This is a genomic window from Rhodococcus yunnanensis NBRC 103083, from assembly GCF_001895005.1.
GTDB lineage: Bacteria > Actinomycetota > Actinomycetes > Mycobacteriales > Mycobacteriaceae > Rhodococcoides > Rhodococcoides yunnanense.
Genome location: NZ_BCXH01000005.1, coordinates 175,416 through 190,475, shown reverse-complemented (window position 1 = coordinate 190,475; position 15,060 = coordinate 175,416). Strand labels below are relative to the sequence as shown.

14 protein-coding genes are annotated in these 15,060 nt (G+C 63.4%); 3 read left to right on the top strand and 11 right to left on the bottom strand.

The window, feature by feature from the left end; all coding sequences use genetic code 11:
- Positions 1 to 64 precede the first annotated feature (64 nt).
- The gene (locus RY1_RS10990) at positions 65 to 1,363 is read left to right on the top strand and encodes an LLM class flavin-dependent oxidoreductase (protein ID WP_072803581.1); all 1,299 of its coding nucleotides are present in this window, start codon (positions 65 to 67) and stop codon (positions 1,361 to 1,363) included.
- A gap of 91 nt (positions 1,364 to 1,454) precedes the next feature.
- On the opposite strand, the gene RY1_RS10985 is transcribed toward RY1_RS10990, so the two are convergent.
- From RY1_RS10985 to RY1_RS10970, 4 genes are all read right to left on the bottom strand, one after another.
- A complete protein-coding gene (locus RY1_RS10985; protein ID WP_169914655.1) occupies positions 1,455 to 2,516 on the bottom strand; it encodes an ABC transporter substrate-binding protein in 1,062 nt (353 codons plus the stop codon).
- Positions 2,517 to 2,592: 76 nt separating this feature from the next.
- On the bottom strand, positions 2,593 to 3,312 hold the full coding sequence (locus RY1_RS10980) for an ABC transporter ATP-binding protein (RefSeq protein ID WP_072803579.1): 720 nt from the start codon (positions 3,310 to 3,312) through the stop codon (positions 2,593 to 2,595).
- Positions 3,309 to 4,235 (bottom strand): ABC transporter permease, encoded by a 927-nt coding sequence (locus RY1_RS10975; RefSeq protein WP_084727335.1) that lies wholly within the window; start codon positions 4,233 to 4,235, stop codon positions 3,309 to 3,311. The genes RY1_RS10980 and RY1_RS10975 overlap by 4 nt, the downstream gene beginning before the upstream one ends.
- Complete coding sequence (locus RY1_RS10970; protein WP_281249969.1) at positions 4,232 to 4,969, bottom strand: LLM class flavin-dependent oxidoreductase; 738 nt, start codon at positions 4,967 to 4,969, stop codon at positions 4,232 to 4,234. The genes RY1_RS10975 and RY1_RS10970 overlap by 4 nt, the downstream gene beginning before the upstream one ends.
- Positions 4,970 to 5,262: 293 nt before the next feature.
- On the opposite strand from RY1_RS10970, the gene RY1_RS10965 reads away from it, so the two are divergent.
- Both RY1_RS10965 and RY1_RS10960 read left to right on the top strand, forming a co-directional pair.
- Positions 5,263 to 5,760, top strand: a complete 498-nt coding sequence (locus RY1_RS10965; protein WP_072803577.1) for a DUF7700 domain-containing protein — start codon at positions 5,263 to 5,265, stop codon at positions 5,758 to 5,760.
- Positions 5,757 to 6,944 (top strand): acyl-CoA dehydrogenase family protein, encoded by a 1,188-nt coding sequence (locus RY1_RS10960; protein ID WP_072803576.1) that lies wholly within the window; start codon positions 5,757 to 5,759, stop codon positions 6,942 to 6,944. Before RY1_RS10965 ends, RY1_RS10960 begins: the two co-directional genes overlap by 4 nt.
- 57 nt (positions 6,945 to 7,001) lie before the next feature.
- Here the strand turns inward: RY1_RS10960 and RY1_RS10955 are convergent, their stop codons facing one another.
- The 7 genes from RY1_RS10955 to RY1_RS10925 form a co-directional block, all read right to left on the bottom strand.
- Positions 7,002 to 8,051, bottom strand: coding sequence for an LLM class flavin-dependent oxidoreductase (locus RY1_RS10955; RefSeq protein WP_072803575.1), 1,050 nt, complete (start codon positions 8,049 to 8,051; stop codon positions 7,002 to 7,004).
- 22 nt (positions 8,052 to 8,073) lie between these two features.
- On the bottom strand, positions 8,074 to 8,994 hold the full coding sequence (locus RY1_RS10950; RefSeq protein ID WP_072803574.1) for a LysR family transcriptional regulator: 921 nt from the start codon (positions 8,992 to 8,994) through the stop codon (positions 8,074 to 8,076).
- A 306-nt stretch (positions 8,995 to 9,300) separates the two neighbouring features.
- On the bottom strand, positions 9,301 to 10,302 hold the full coding sequence (locus RY1_RS10945; protein ID WP_072803573.1) for an aldo/keto reductase: 1,002 nt from the start codon (positions 10,300 to 10,302) through the stop codon (positions 9,301 to 9,303).
- Between the two features lie 24 nt (positions 10,303 to 10,326).
- The gene (locus RY1_RS10940; protein ID WP_072803572.1) at positions 10,327 to 11,571 is read right to left on the bottom strand and encodes an NtaA/DmoA family FMN-dependent monooxygenase; all 1,245 of its coding nucleotides are present in this window, start codon (positions 11,569 to 11,571) and stop codon (positions 10,327 to 10,329) included.
- Positions 11,568 to 12,497: a TauD/TfdA dioxygenase family protein gene (locus RY1_RS10935; RefSeq protein WP_072803571.1), complete on the bottom strand. Its 930-nt coding sequence runs from the start codon at positions 12,495 to 12,497 to the stop codon at positions 11,568 to 11,570. Before RY1_RS10935 ends, RY1_RS10940 begins: the two co-directional genes overlap by 4 nt.
- The gene (locus RY1_RS10930; protein ID WP_072803570.1) at positions 12,494 to 14,206 is read right to left on the bottom strand and encodes a dipeptide ABC transporter ATP-binding protein; all 1,713 of its coding nucleotides are present in this window, start codon (positions 14,204 to 14,206) and stop codon (positions 12,494 to 12,496) included. The genes RY1_RS10935 and RY1_RS10930 overlap by 4 nt, the downstream gene beginning before the upstream one ends.
- Positions 14,203 to 15,048 (bottom strand): ABC transporter permease, encoded by an 846-nt coding sequence (locus RY1_RS10925; RefSeq protein WP_072803569.1) that lies wholly within the window; start codon positions 15,046 to 15,048, stop codon positions 14,203 to 14,205. Before RY1_RS10925 ends, RY1_RS10930 begins: the two co-directional genes overlap by 4 nt.
- Positions 15,049 to 15,060 lie beyond the last annotated feature (12 nt).

Below are 15,060 nucleotides of genomic sequence, written 5' to 3'. Positions count from 1 at the left end.
CGCCGACATCCGTTACGCCACCTGACCGACCTACACGCCTCGCCGGACCTCACGGAAAGCCACCATGACCGAACGTAAACTTCACCTCAATGTCAACGTGACGAGTAGCGGCAGACACGCGGCCTCGTGGCGCGTGCAGGAGGATCCACTCGGATTTCTCGATCTTGATTACTTCGAGAAGATCGGCCGAACAGCCGAGCGCGGACTGCTCGATGCCGTGTTCTTCTCAGACGGTTACGACTATGCAGGCGCCGTACGTCCGTGGCAGTCGTTGGACCCCATCATTCCGCTCACCGCCATCGCGCGGGTGACCGAGCATGTGGGATTGGTAGCGACGGTGTCGTCGAGTTTCGATCATCCGTACAACATCGCTCGCAAGATCGCCTCGCTCGACTATGCGTCCGGTGGCAGGGTCGCCTGGAACGTCGTCGGCACTCGATCCGACTCCGCGGCTCAGTTGTTCGGCCAGGACGGCGTCGCATCTCACGACGAACGCTACGGCCGCGCGGAGGAGTCGGTTCGCGTCGTCAAGGCACTGTGGAATTCCTGGGAGCGCGGAGCACTCGTAGCCGATCAGGCGTCGGGCAAGTTCGCCGATCTCTCCCGAATTCACCCGATAGATTTCGAGGGGAAGTACTTTCGAGTGCGCGGTGCACTCAACGTTCCTCGCTCACCGCAGGGCAATCCGGTACTGCTGCAGGCCGGCGGTTCCCCACAGGGCATCGACCTGGCCGCACGACATGCGGACGCCGTGTTCACCGTGAACCACACATTGCCCGCGGCGCAGGAGTTCTATCGAACGATCAAATCGCGCGCATCCACCTACGGCCGTGAACCGGAATCGATACTCGTGCTGCCCGGCTTGCTTCCGATCATCGGGAGCACCGAGAACGAGGCGAAGAGACGCAAGGATTGGCTCGACGAGGTGGCAGGCTTCGATACCGAGATCGAATCTCTGTCCCGCACTCTCGGTCTGGATCCGGGACACCTCGAACTCGACCGACGCCTGCCGTGGGACCGAATCGACGCCGCGGCTGCTCGCTCGACGTCCAGCCAGGGCTTCACCTCCGCGATCCTCACCCTCGCGCGCGAGGAGGACCTGACGGTCAGGGAGCTGCTGCGCCGGAACCCCAACGGCCACCGAGTCGTCGTCGGAACACCGGAGCAGATCGCGGACACGATCGAGGAGTGGTTTCGCGCCGGTGCGGCAGACGGATTCAACCTCAATGCCGACTTCTTCAATTCGGGACTCGAACTGACGGTGGATCACCTGATCCCCGAACTACAACGGCGCGGCCTGTTCCGGAGGGACTACGAATCGACCACGCTGCGCGGGAACTTGGGCCTCCGTTCGCCGTTCTGACCCGCGAAAGATTTATGGTGCACCGACAATCACAATGCCCCGGCTCTGGCACGGCCGGGGCATTGTTTCGTGATTCGCCTTGCTGGTCGGTCTACTGGTTACCGGCTTCGATCTGCGCGGAGTAACGATCGTCGACGAGAGATCGCACGTCGACTACTCTCGGCAGGAAGCCCGACTTGACGAGAAGATCGGTCAGATCGACCTCCACCTTGGTGCCCGGGTCATCCTGCCCGACAGGAAGCACGGTCGATGCGGTGGTCTTCGCCGCAAGCAATGCTTGCTCGTCGGTCAGCTGCTGGGCCTTGACGAACGCGTCGGCCACGTCGTCGGGATTGGCTGCCGACCACTTGTGGAACTTGGTGGCGCGCCCGACGAAGTCACCGATCGCCGCGTCGATCTTCGCGTCCGCGAGCGCGCCGGAACGCGCCACGATGGATACGTATCCGGGGAACCCCACCTCAGCGGCGGTCGCCACTCGCTCGACGGCACCGGCATCCAGCGCAGCGGCAAGGGCACTGGTCGAGCTCGATCCCGCCTGCACGGCTCCGGTGGTGATAGCCGAGGCTATGGAATCGCTCTGCAAGAGTTGGACATTGACGTCATCGCGTGTCAGACCTGCCTTGTACAGGGCCAACACCGCTGCTGCGTGCGCATTTCCACCTTCGTTGAAGGTGTAGGACTTTCCGCGAAGATCTTCGAGAGAAGAGATTCCCGCGTCCTTGTTCGCAGCGATGATTCCCGACGGATAGTTCTCCGGATCGAACGGCTTCAGCAAGGCCACGATCTTCAGCCGCGCGTTTTCTGCCGTCCAGTCTTCTTTGGCCTCTGCCGCCGCTTTCGGAACGGCGGTGTCACTGAGCCCCCAACTGATATCGATTGCGTCACCGCCCAGCGCCTGCACCGTGGGACCCGCTCCATTGAGTCGCACCCATTCGATGTTGTACGGAGTATCGTCGAAGAACTCCGTGTTCTCGGTTTGGACACGTGTGACATCTTGAAAAATGCCGACACGCAACGTCGTACCTGAGACATCGACGCCGTTCACGATCGACGAAACCGACGAGCTCACAGAGTCCGACTCTGTTGATTCGCTACCACTGCAGCCACTGACGACCATGGCCAATCCGAGTGCCAGTGCACCGACTGCGCTCATGTGACGAGGTATACGCATTGTGTTGATACTCCTGAGTTTTCGATTGCCGTGTCTTGGGGCGGTTCGAGCGCGTGTACTAGATCTGGACTGCGATCTCGGTCTCGACTCCCAACTCCCGAAAGAGCCTGATTCTGATTGCTGCCAGCTCGGCCGTGTCGGGTGCAGCGTCTCCGGGAATTTCGACGTCGAGGGACAACTGCGCGTCCTTCAATACGAGCACGCGGTCGGCGAGTCGGATTGCCTCGTCCACGTCGTGGGTGACCAACAGCACGCCGGGTTCGTGCTTGCGGCACAACCGGCGCACGAGGTCCTGCATCCTCAGCCGTGTCAAGGCATCGAGTGCGGCGAACGGTTCGTCGAGCAGCAACAGACGAGGTTCCCTGATCAATGCCCTCGCCAGGGCGACCCTCTGCGCCTCACCGCCGGAAAGCGTTGCAGGCCAGACGTCGACGTGTCGGTCGAGACTGACCTCGCCCAATGCCTCGACGGCTCGCTCCTTGCTCCGATCCGCACGTGCGACCCCGAGGTTGACGTTGCGCCATACCTTCTGCGAGGGGACGAGCCTCGGCTCCTGGAACACCACCGAACGTGGCACCGACACCGATCCGTCGCCGCTGTCGATCTTTTCCAAACCGAGCAGGACCCGAAGCAGCGTCGTCTTCCCCGATCCCGATGCACCCAGCAAGGCCACGAACTCACCTTTACGAATGCTCAGGTCGATTCCGTCGAAGATCTTGCGCGTCCCATACGATTTGGTGATGTTCTTCAGGACGACCGAGTACCCGTCGGTGGTCATTGCCCGCCTGCTTTCTGAACGAGAGTGCGATGCCACGGCAAGGCCAGCCGCGTGATGACACGCACCAGCAGATCGACGCCGAGGCCCAATACCGCGTACACGACGACGATGGCCAGCACGATGTCGGTTCGCAGAGCCGCTCGTGGAGAGAGCGCAAGGTAGCCGATGCCCGAATTCGCGTTGACCTGCTCGGCCGCAACGAGAGCGAGAAGCGCAACACCCATGGCGTAGCGAATTCCGACGAGGATCGTCGGCAGCGCCAGCGGGAGAACGATGCGAGTGGCTACCGCGAACCTGGACAGTCCGAACACTGTGGCTGCTTCGACGACCTTCGGATCGACGTTGCGTACTCCGGCGAAGGTGTTGAGGTAGATCGGGAAGATGCACGCAACTGCAATGAGGGTGATCTTGGGTTGCTCGCCGACCCCGAACCAAATGACGAAGAGCGGAATCAGTGCAAGGAAGGGCACTGTGCGCAGCATCTGCAACAGGGCGTCGAACGCTCGTTCACCGAATTCCGACAGACCTGCCACGACACCCAACACCAATGCGACGACGGCGCCGAATGCAAAGCCGAGTCCAGCGCGGTGCAGAGACACCGCGAGGCTTTCCTGAAGGGTGCCCGATTCGATCAGATCTGCCAAGGCCGAAGCGATGGTGGTCGGCGAATCGAGTTTGGTCGGCGGCACGACGCCGCCGCGGCACAGTAACTCCCACACGACCACGAGTGCGATCGGCAACGCGATGCGCGCGAGGGTCTTTCCACCCCTGGGGAGTGAAAAACGGCGCGGCGCGCCCGAAGCCTCCAGTGTCACTATGTGCTTGTCTAGCTGTTCAGCAGGGCGAGAAGGTGCCTCCACCGGCCCGCGATTCGGCGCCGTCGCCGGCCCTGAAGCCGTGGTCGAGTCACTGTCGATGGTCATACCGGCGCTCCCTCTCCGGCGTCGACGTTCGGCAACCCGAGGTTGTCGCGCAGCGTGGATTCGGTGTACTCGTGCCGGAAGATGCCTCGCCGACGGAGTTCTGGAACAACGTGGTCCGCGAACCGTTGTAGACCATCGGGATACACGTCGAAGTTGAGGTTGAATCCATCTGCGGCACGGCTGCGAAACCACAGCTCGATGTCGTCGGCGATCTGTTCCGGGGTGCCGACGCCCATGCGGTGGGCTCCGCCGTTGCGATCGATCGATTCGCGCACGGTGATTCCAGTTTCCACCGCATAACGAACTGTGGTCCGAGCAAATCCGTGCGTGGTAACGATGTTCCACGCCGCCCGACCGCCACTGAGAATGTCGAGTGTCGCGAACTTTCGGGCGACGTCGTAGGGCTGTCCGAACGAGGTCGATACCGTCCCGATCAGACCGACGTGCTCCGTTGCGGATGCGACAGCGGTGCGTACCAAAGCCGGATCGAGGGCTTGCCAAGGTTTCGACGGCGGTTTCTCCGCCAGCGCAGGCCAATCGGAGAGAAAGACCGCATCGAATGTCGCACCCTCGGCGATTCGACCGATATCCATGAAGTATCCGATGTCGAGGAACGACAGCGGATCCTGTTGCTTTCTCCATGCCGCAGCATGTTTGCCCGCTTCGGTGATGTTGGCATTGAGGTGAAGTTGCCTGCCGTCGCGGACATCCGCGGCGGTCGATGTGAGAACGATGAGTGCTCCTGTGGTTTCGACTTCGCCGACAGAACGGCCCGAAGCGCTGGAAGTGAAGCTGAGGCCGAAAATCGACTGGACTCTTCTGTACCTACATACTGTGCGAATCGACGAGCGCGCGGCATAGTTTTGCGCACCATGACGTAAAGCATTGCCCCGAGTCATATTCGAGACATACGTTCGAAAGACGCAGGCGAACGCGTACGGGCGCAGAATCTTCCGCTTCGGTGTCGGCGCCGATTCGATCGTCAGGCATTGCCACATCGATCCTCGACCAGAAAGCTCACATTCCTATGGCTGATGCATTCGTTCACACCCAGACTCGGCTCGGCCGCCTGTACGAAGGCGATCCACTTCCCGTCGTCGAGGAGGCCACTACCTACTATCCAGCCGGAACGGTCACCTTCGGTGTCGAGGGACGGGCGTTGTTCGAGGGTGGGTCCGATACGCCGTGGGCGGGAGGGCCGACTCTGCACGTCTTCGAGACCGCCACCGGCCTCGAGCACCTACGCTTCGACGCCTTTCCCGGCGAGGAGCATTATCACTATCTGACTCCGGGAGTTCGGAACCACTGGATCGGATTCGATACGACCGCGGACGGGGAATTCCTCGACTGGATCGTCGATCGTGTTCGACATCGTCTGGGCGCGTTGCTGGTCGAGGCCGGCGCGGCCGACCTGGCCGCACAGTTGGACAACGGGACAATCGAAACGGTACTCGTCGAGGTCGAGCGGCACCTCCGGGATCGAGATCTGCTGCTGTCAGGAACTACGTCGGCGGCGGCTCGATGAGCACGTTGGCGTCGACCGATGTCGACCTCGGTGCGTTGTTCGACGAACTTGCGCTCGGCGCCGCAGAGCGCGACGCGAGCGTCGGTCTACCGCACGATCAGGTGGCCGACCTGAAGCGGGCTCGAATCGGTGCGCTTCGACTCCCCAGATCTTCAGGTGGACAAGAAATCTCGTTGGTCGAACTGTTCGACGTCGTGCGCCGACTCGGCGAGGCAGACCCCAGTGTTGCGCACGCACTTCGCAACCACTTCGGATTCGTCGAACAGACACTGAGAACTCCGCCGAACAGCCACCGGCGACGCTGGCTGCAGAACGTCGCCGACGGCGAACTGATCGGTGGATCGTTCAGTGAGGCACAGACACCGAAGGCCGGTACCACCGACTTCACGACGATCCTCACTCGGCAAGATGGCGAGTACAGGTTGTCCGGAGTCAAGATCTACAGCACCGGCAACATCTACGTCGACCACCTGTTCGTGAAAGCCGTCGACGCCGACGGTTCACCGGTGACGGTGGCGATTCCGTCGTCCAGAGCCGGCGTCGATCTCACCGATGACTGGGATGGCATCGGACAGCGCCTGACCGGTAGCGGGACCACCCGCTACAACGACGTCGTCGTTCACGACAGCGAGCTGATTCCACCGAGCGACTTCGAGCACGAATCCGACTCGTACTCGGCAACTTTCCCTCAGCTGTATCTCACCACCGTGATCGCGGGCATCGTGTCGAACGTTCTGTCCGACGCACAGGCATTGGTCCGTGGCCGGGCCCGCAACTACTACCACGGCACAGCGGAGGAACCACGACACGAGGAGGCCGTCCAGGGCACCGTCGGTCGAATTTCGACCAACAGCTTTGCCATAACCTCGGCAGTTCGATCAGCGGCAGCATCGCTGGAGGCCGCATGGGCGCAACCTCCCGGTCAAGGTCGCGAGGAAGCCCTCCTCGCGGCGTCGCTCGATTCGGCACGCGCAAAGGTGTTCGTCGACGAACTCGCCGCACAGACAGCGTGGCTGATTTTCGAACTGGGTGGTGGCTCGACGCCGAGTCGGAGCAAGAACCTCGACCGACATTGGCGCAATATCCGCACGCTGTCCTCGCACAACCCGGGGTCGTACAAGCTACGGATTCTCGGTGATTACGAACTCAACGGAACGACGCCCCCGAAAAGCAGCTTTTTCTGAAGTCGCTACGCCTACCGCGCGCAGTGACGTCCACTCTCACTGCGCCCGGTTGGCGCGTCAGCGCAGCAACGGCAGGAGCTGATCCCCGATGCGCACGATCTCACGCGCGTACGGGGTATCCGAGAGCACGAAGTGGCTGACGCCGAGTTCCGCGTATCGCTCGAGAGATGCGGCGACCTCTGCCGCCGTGCCGACCAGCCAGGTGGTCCCGGCTCCTCCGCCGCCGTGACGGCCCGGTGCGGTGTAGAGGTTGGTGTCGAGAACATCGCCGCGGTCGGCCAGGTCCAGTAACCGCTGCTGACCGGTGGCGGCACGAGGATTTGCCGGCCGCAGCGGGTCTACCTGCGAGGCCATCTGCGCGACCTTCGCTTCCGCGTCCCGCCATGCTTCCTCGGCCGTGTCGCGGATCAACGTGGTGACACGCAAGCCGAACTCTAGTGGCGCGTGCTCGCGACCGACTTTGTCGCTCAGCACTTTCAACCGATCGACCCGTTCTGCTATCCCCTCGAGTGGCTCGCCCCAGAACAGCTGGACGTCCGCTTCTGCGGCGGCGACCTCCTCGGCGGCCGCGGAGGCACCTCCGAAGTACAGTCGCGGCCTTCCGCCGTCGGGGAGCCGGGGTACGACGGTCGAATTCTCGACCTTCCAGAACTCGCCCTCGATGCTGACGTTCTCTTCTGCCCAGAGCTTGCGAACGATCCGAAGGAACTCACGCGTACGGTCGTAGCGGCGTGATTTGTCGAATTCTCCGTCACCGTATGCATCCAGATTGTCGGTGCCGCTGACGATATTGACGAACACCCGCCCACGAGAGAGCTGATACAGCGTCGCTGCCGCGCTCGCGAAGTGTGCGGGCTGCCAGTAGCCGGGCCGTATTGCGATCAGCGGGGTGAAGGTCTCGGTGCGGGCAGCGAGTGCCGTGGCGACGGTGAAGGTATCGGGCCTGCCCCATCCGGTGCCGATCAGCGCCCCGCCCCAACCGTGCTTCTCGGCCAGCACGGCTTGTTCGACGGAGAAGTCCAGCGTGCCCCAGCCCTCGACGGTGTCGTCACCGCGGTGGCCGGGCTCGACCGAATTGGGTATGTACCAGAGGAATTCGCGGCTCATGCTGTGCTCCGTTCGTGTTCGGTCATACAGCCACGTCGAGTGGCTCGTGCATACTGTCCGCGACGATGGCGTGCATCTCGCGGAGGACGAGTGTGATGTTGGGATCCCGCTGACGCCCCTCCCGAACCACCGCCGAAATGGCACGTGCACCGACGTCGAGTCCGTCGACGACGAAGTGCTCGAGATGCTGTGGCACAGCCATTTTCGGAACAACTGCAGCCGCAGCTTCGGTGGCGGCGAGCATGCAGATGTTCTGTGCCCCGATCACACGGTGCTTGATCTTGGGAGTGAAGGCGTCGGAATCGGCACGGTGCTGCAGCACGGAACTCAACCCGGTGCCTGCCAATCCCGTCACCCAGGGGAGGTCGGCGAGTGTCGCCGAACCGTGCGCGCGGACCCCCGCGTGCCTGTTCGGCGGCGCCAGCAGAACCAGGGGCTCGTCCATCAGCGCGATCTCGCTCAGTGCCGACGACGAGGACTGCGACTCGAACTCGTACCTGCACGTGATCGCGATATCGAGTTCGCCTCGTCGAAGCATCCGAAGCGCGCTCTCGGCACTGCCCTGCTGTATTTCGATGTGCAGATCCGGTACCCGAGTGGCCAAACGCGACACCACGGGCGCCGCCAGCATCGAGATCCCCATGTTGAACGACGCAATCGTCACCTGCCCTGCAGTCCCTGCGCGGGTGGCCGCGACGGCACTGGCAGCTTCGTCGACGGCAGCAATGATGACACGCACATGCTCGACGAGGACCTCACCGGCCCGCGTCAGGCCGAGCGTCCTGCCGTCCCGATGGAAGAGCGTTGCGTCGGCCTCGTGTTCCAGCACGCGGAGTTGTTGCGACACAGCTGAACTACTGATGTCGCGGCGCTTGGCGACCGCGGATACCGACCCGAGATCGGCCAGATCGCACAGCAGCATCATGCGTCGGATATCGAGCATCAGAGTGCACCTGCGAGCGGCAACCGTTCGACAAGCGGCGAATCCTGGAAGTACGGCGAATCCTGCACCAACATTGGGATCTCATTCACGAAGAAGCGCCGCACTTCCGATTCGAAGCAGAAGTGCCGGCGGCGGGTGGGCGACGACGAAAGGCCGACTCGGACGAATGCAGAAGTCAGCTACGACACGCAGCGCACGTGGCACGCATGAGGTCCACGTGGCGCCGAGCCACGAGTTCGAATGATGCCACCCACCGAAACTACCGCCGGTTCCCTCTATTTCCTATCTACTTGTAGGTGATCTGGCTCACTTGGCCGATTCCGGCGCCTCCGTGCCGAGGTTCTGCGGCTGAACGGACCGGTGGCCGGCCACCTGGTCGGCCAGCTTGCCCAGTCGATCTGCCTGGTCGGAGGACAGCTCGACCGTCAGTGCGCCTGCGTTCTCACGTACGTACTCGGCATGCCGAGTACCGGGGATCGGTACGACGTCGTCGCCACGTCCCAGCACCCAGGCAAGCGCCACCTGCGAGGGTCGCACCTCCAGTTCCGCTGCCACGGCCACGACCTCGTCGGCCAGGGCTCGGTTGGTCTCGAAGTTCTCCTCCGCGAAACGCGGATGTTGCGCGAGCTGCTTCTTGATGTCCGAGCGCGTCCGTACCGCTCCGGTCAGCCATGCCCGGCCGAGCGGCGAATACGGAACGATCGCGATGCCCAGCTCACGGGTGACCGGAACCGTCGAGAGTTCGATGTCGCGGCTGAACAGCGACCATTCGCTCTGCACAGCTGCGATCGGATGCACGGCGTGTGCCCTGCGGATCGTCTTCGGGCCCGCCTCGGACAACCCGATGTGGCGCACTTTCCCTGCCTCGACGAGCTCCTTCAGGGCTCCGACGGTGTCCTCGATCGGGACCGTGGGGTCCACGCGGTGCAGGTAGTACAGGTCGACATGGTCCACATCGAGCCGACGCAGCGATGCATCGATAGCCGCCCTGACGTACTCGGGACTACCGTTGATCCGGGCGTTCGGGTTGGTGCCGCGGTCCAGAGCGTTACCGAACTTCGTGGCGATGGTGGCCTCGTCGCGACGCCCCTTCAGTGCACGGCCGAGGAGGATCTCGCTGTGCTCGGGTCCGTAGACGTCTGCGGTGTCGAAGAACGAGATTCCAGACCCGAGGGCTGCGTCGACGACGTCGCGCGCGGCCTTCTCGTCGTCGGGACCTGCCCCGGTCCGAAAGCTCATGAATCCGACGCCGATCGGCGATACCGACGGCCCTGTGCTGCCGAGCTTTCGCTTCGATGTATCAGTCACTGTTCTCCTTCGTGTAAGAGCTGCTCAGCCTTGATGCTGAGCAAAGTTGTCACGCAACGTCGTTCCGGTGTACTCACGCCGATGTACGCCACGTTCCCACAGAATCGGCACGATGTGCTCGGCGAACTGCGGCAGCGACTCGACGAACACCGTGAAGCCGTCGGCCGCACCGCGATCGACCCAGCCGATCAGTTCGTCGGCGATGGACTGCGGCGTCCCGAATATCCGCCGGTGTCCGCCGCCGCCGAGCACGATGAACCTGCGCAACGTGAGATCGGCGTTCCTGCGGGCCAGTTCGACGCCGCCTTGCGCGAATCCGATCGACCGACTGCTGTCGGTGACCGCGACCTCCGCGGGCACGGGCCCGTCCAGATCGAGCGTGTCCGGATCGAGGTCGAACCTGGAGGCGAAGCGGTGCAGCACCGCGGTGCCGTCGATGGCCTGCTCCGCCTCGTGCAGCAGCCGCGCCACCTCGTCGGTCGTACTACCGACGGTCAGGAAGATCCCCGGCAGAACCAGCGCGCTCGCCGACTCTCCGCGACGATTGCGCACCTCCTTGTTCAGCCGCTCCCGGTAGTCACGCGAGGTCTCCTCTTCCAGGCCGACCGAGAAGACGGCGTCGGCGAAACGCGCAGCGGTGTCGATTCCCTGATCCGACCCGCCCGCCTGGAAGACAACGGGTCTTCCCTGGCGCGACCGCGGTAGCTGCAGAGGACCTGCGACAGAGAAGAATTCACCGCGATGATCGATAGCAGCGCGGTTCAACGCATCGAGATCCCACGTCTGGTCGACGTCGTCCTGCCACGACTGCCACAGCTTGTCGACGACTTCGGCGAACTCGCCTGCCCGGCGGTACCTGTCCTCCCGAGACGGCGGGGAGCTCAGCCCGAAGTTCCGCGCGACCGACGGTTCCATCGTGGTGATGATGTTCCATCCCGCGCGTCCGTGCGAGATGTGGTCGAGCGACAGAATCGACCGAGCCAACGCGTACGGCGTTCCGTAGGTCGTCGACGCCGTGGCCACGAGGCCCACGTGTTCGGTTTCCCGTGCCAGAGCAGGTAACACCACCAACGGATCGAGATAGGAGAACCCGCGCCCGTCCGGCGGGATCCCCTGCGAATCCGCGAAGAACACCGCGTCGAGCCTCGCCCGCTCGGCGAGCTGCGCCGAGCGGACGAAGTCCTCGATGTCGATGAACGGGTGTGAACCGTCTTCCCGCTGCAGAGCACCGGGAATCAGATTCACCGTGAAGCGAAGGTACTTGCTCATGCGCCGTAGAAGGGCTCACCGGAAACCGACTCGGACTCACGGCCGTCGACGCCCTTCGGCACATCACCCTCGAGTGTGACGCGGTAGAGCACACGATCGTGGTCGAGGTGGCCTGCGTCGGCGATCGCGAGGTGCGCGGTGGCACGGTTGTCCCAGAACGCGACGCTGCCCGGCTTCCACTGGAATCGGACCGTGTATTCGGTCTTCGTCGCCTCGGACCACAGCAACTTCAGCAGCGCCTCACTCTGATCCGGGCTGAAGCCGCGGATCTCACGCGCACCGCGGGTGAAACCGGGGCTGACGAACAACGCGCGCTCGCCGGTGAGCGGGTGTACCCGCACCGCGGGGTGGTACGAAACGAGGTTGGCTTCCTTGACCTTTCGGTCACGCTGGCTGCCTTCGGCCGCACGAGTCTGGAACTGGTGCTTGATGTAGAGCGTGTCGACGAAGTCACGCAGTTCCTTGGGCAGGTTCTGGTACGCGACAACCAGATTGGTCCATGCGGTGTCCCCGCCGTACGGCGGGAGAATGTCCGATCGCAGGATCGACGCCGCAGGCGGATTGATCAACGCGGTGACGTCGGTGTGCCAGCTGTGATCGTAGGATGTGCGCTTGCGGCCGAGATTCTTGTCGTACCGACGGCTGTCGATCGGCAGGATCTCGGGGAAACCTTCCGGCGGGTTCTCCTCGTGCGGGTGCGCGGGCGTCACCTTGCCGAAGCGCCGCGCGAAGGCCACCTGCTCGGCGTGGCCGATCTCCTGGTCGCGGAAGAACACCACCTTGTACTCGTTCAACGCCCTCTGGATCTCGGCGACGGTGGCGTCGTCCAGGTTCTCCCGGAGGTCGACGCCGGTGATCTGGGCACCGATGTACCCCGCGACGGGAACAACATCCACACCTACTGCTGTGTCGGGTGAAGCGGTCATGAGATGACTTCCTTTCGGCTGTTGCTTCGAACGTGGCCGGACGGTCCACGCGTTGATCCGGTGGAGGCTTTCGGAATGGATTCGACGAGTCTTCGGGTGTACTCGCTCGTCGGATTCGAGAAGACGTCCTCGGTGGCGCCCTGCTCCTGCACCTCACCCCGCCGCAGGACGGTGACGGTGTCGGCCAGTTGCCGGACGACGCTGAGGTCGTGCGAGATGAACAGGTAGCTGACACCCAACTTCACCTGCAGGTCGACCAGCACCTGCAGGATCTGCGCCTGGACGGTGACGTCGAGCGCCGACGTCGGTTCGTCGAGCACCAAGACCTGGGGACTCAGGCTCAGTGCCCGAGCAATCGCCACTCGTTGGCGTTGCCCACCGGACAGCTGACGGATACCGCGAGCGAGAAATGTCTCGTCGAGGCCGACCAGGTCGAGGACTTCGATGGCTCGGGTGCGGCGTTCGGCTCGCGATCCCAGTTTGTATCGAACCAACGGCTCTGCCACGAGCTGTTCGACGGAGAACGTCGGGTCCAGCGAGTGGAAGGGGTTCTGGTACACCAACTGCAGGTGCCGCCGCGCGTCACGCAGCTCACGCTTTCGCAGGTGCGCGATGTCCTGCCCGGCGACGAGCACACGGCCGTCGTCGGGTTCTTCGAGCCGCAACACGATGCGCGCGAGAGTCGACTTGCCGGAACCGGATTCGCCCACCAGCGCATGGGTTCGGCCGGACGGAATGGCAAAGGACACACCGCCTAGTGCGGTGGTTCGGTGCTTGCCGACCTCGAAGACCTTGTGGACGTCCTCCACGGCCAGTGCCGGCTCGTTGTCCGGTTGGGCTCGCTCGGCCCTCGATGCCGCGAAGCGATCGGGGTCGATGCTGGGTATGTCGGAAATCAGCGCCTTCGCATACGCCGATTGCGGGCGGCGAAGCACGTCGGCAGAGGTACCGGACTCCTCCACCCGACCGGAATTGAGCACGACGACGGTGTCGGCCCGCTCGGCCGCCAGTGACAGATCATGGGTGATCAGCAGCACCGCGAGACCACGGTCGGCCTTCAACCGGTCGATGAGATCCAGAATGGTCTTCTGGATCGTCACATCGAGCGCCGATGTCGGCTCGTCGGCGACGATCAGCGCGGGCCGCTGCGATATCGCGATGCCGATGAGTACGCGCTGCAACTGGCCGCCGGACAGCTGATGTGGATACGACTGCAGTGCACGTTCGGGCGCGGCGATGCCGACGGAGTCGAGTAGTTCGATCGCCTGCTCGTGGAACCGTTTCGGCTTCGCGTACTCCGGCAGACCCGACGAGGTGAATGCTTCGAATATCTGGCGGTCGATGCGTCGAACCGGGTTGAGCGACGCCGTCGGATCCTGTGGAACGAATCCGATGTGCCGCCCTCTGATTCGCCTGAAGTCGCGCTCACGCAGACCGAGTACGTCGCGCTCACGGAACTTCGCGGTCCCACCGACCGCGACGCGATCTCCGAGCAGGCGGAGCACAGCGTTCACCACGGTCGATTTACCCGACCCCGATTCGCCGACTATCGCCACCGTCGTACCGGCATGCACGTCGAACGAAACATCGGCGACCGTCGGTTCTTTCAGGTTTCCGCTGTAGGACACTGCGAGATCGCGGACGGAGAGCAGCGCCGGCGCGCTCGTGCTCTCGTCGATGTCGACCTGCAGATCGGAGAGTGCTGTCATGCTCGGTTCCTGCCGATCGATTTGCTCAGCTGGTTCAGTGCCAGCACCGAGAGCACCATGACGATGCCCGGTGCGTAGACGAACCACGGATAGCGATAGAAGAAGTCCTTGCCCTCGGCGACGAGAAGCCCCCAATCCGGGCTCGGCGGCGGGTTTCCGTAGCCGAGGAACGCCAACGCCGAGACGTTGATGATGGCGAGCCCGAACTGCAGGACCGCAAGCGCCAGAACCGATCTGTAGACGTTCGGCAGGACGTGCCGGAACAGCACCACCACCTTGCCACCCCCGATCAGCTGCGAGGACTCGATGAAGGCCCGATTCTTCACGCGTAGCGTCTCCGAGCGAATCAGTCTGGCGAACACCGCGATCGACGAAATTCCCACCGCGATGGCCGCATTGACGCTTGCGAAACCGAGGGACACCACGACGATGACGGCCAGGAGAAAACCCGGTATGGCGAGCAGAGTGTCGATGACGCGTCCGAGAACCGCGTCGACGCCCTTGCCGAAGAATCCGGCCACGAGCCCGACGACACTGCCTGCCAGCAACCCGATCGCAACGGCCAACAACGCGGTCAGTACCGCCGACCTGGTGCCGTGGATGACCCGCGTCAAGATGTCCCGGCCCAGTTGATCGGTCCCGAACAGATGCTGCCACGACGGCGATTGAAAGTTGTTCGCGGTGATTCCCACGAACGGGTCCTGGCTGGTGAACACGCCAGGGGCGAGTGCCCACGCCGCGATGACGGCGACGAACAACGCCGCCAGCACCGTGTAGAGATTGCGGAACTCGCCGGTCAGCGGCCGCAGCCGCGCGAACGGTGGCGCGTAGGCCGCTACCATGCTCTTCTCCCA

Bases quoted from the DNA above. Each gene is read 5' to 3' on its own strand.
- RY1_RS10925 (WP_072803569.1), bottom strand. From the start codon at position 15,048: ATGGTAGCGGCCTACGCGCCACCGTTCGCGCGGCTGCGGCCGCTGACC.
- RY1_RS10935 (WP_072803571.1), bottom strand. From the start codon at position 12,497: ATGACCGCTTCACCCGACACAGCAGTAGGTGTGGATGTTGTTCCCGTC.
- RY1_RS10940 (WP_072803572.1), bottom strand. From the start codon at position 11,571: ATGAGCAAGTACCTTCGCTTCACGGTGAATCTGATTCCCGGTGCTCTG.
- RY1_RS10960 (WP_072803576.1), top strand. From the start codon at position 5,757: ATGAGCACGTTGGCGTCGACCGATGTCGACCTCGGTGCGTTGTTCGAC.
- RY1_RS10930 (WP_072803570.1), bottom strand. From the start codon at position 14,206: ATGACAGCACTCTCCGATCTGCAGGTCGACATCGACGAGAGCACGAGC.
- RY1_RS10990 (WP_072803581.1), top strand. From the start codon at position 65: ATGACCGAACGTAAACTTCACCTCAATGTCAACGTGACGAGTAGCGGC.
- RY1_RS10955 (WP_072803575.1), bottom strand. From the start codon at position 8,051: ATGAGCCGCGAATTCCTCTGGTACATACCCAATTCGGTCGAGCCCGGC.
- RY1_RS10985 (WP_169914655.1), bottom strand. From the start codon at position 2,516: ATGAGCGCAGTCGGTGCACTGGCACTCGGATTGGCCATGGTCGTCAGT.
- RY1_RS10980 (WP_072803579.1), bottom strand. From the start codon at position 3,312: ATGACCACCGACGGGTACTCGGTCGTCCTGAAGAACATCACCAAATCG.
- RY1_RS10950 (WP_072803574.1), bottom strand. From the start codon at position 8,994: ATGCTCGATATCCGACGCATGATGCTGCTGTGCGATCTGGCCGATCTC.
- RY1_RS10975 (WP_084727335.1), bottom strand. From the start codon at position 4,235: ATGACCATCGACAGTGACTCGACCACGGCTTCAGGGCCGGCGACGGCG.
- RY1_RS10965 (WP_072803577.1), top strand. From the start codon at position 5,263: ATGGCTGATGCATTCGTTCACACCCAGACTCGGCTCGGCCGCCTGTAC.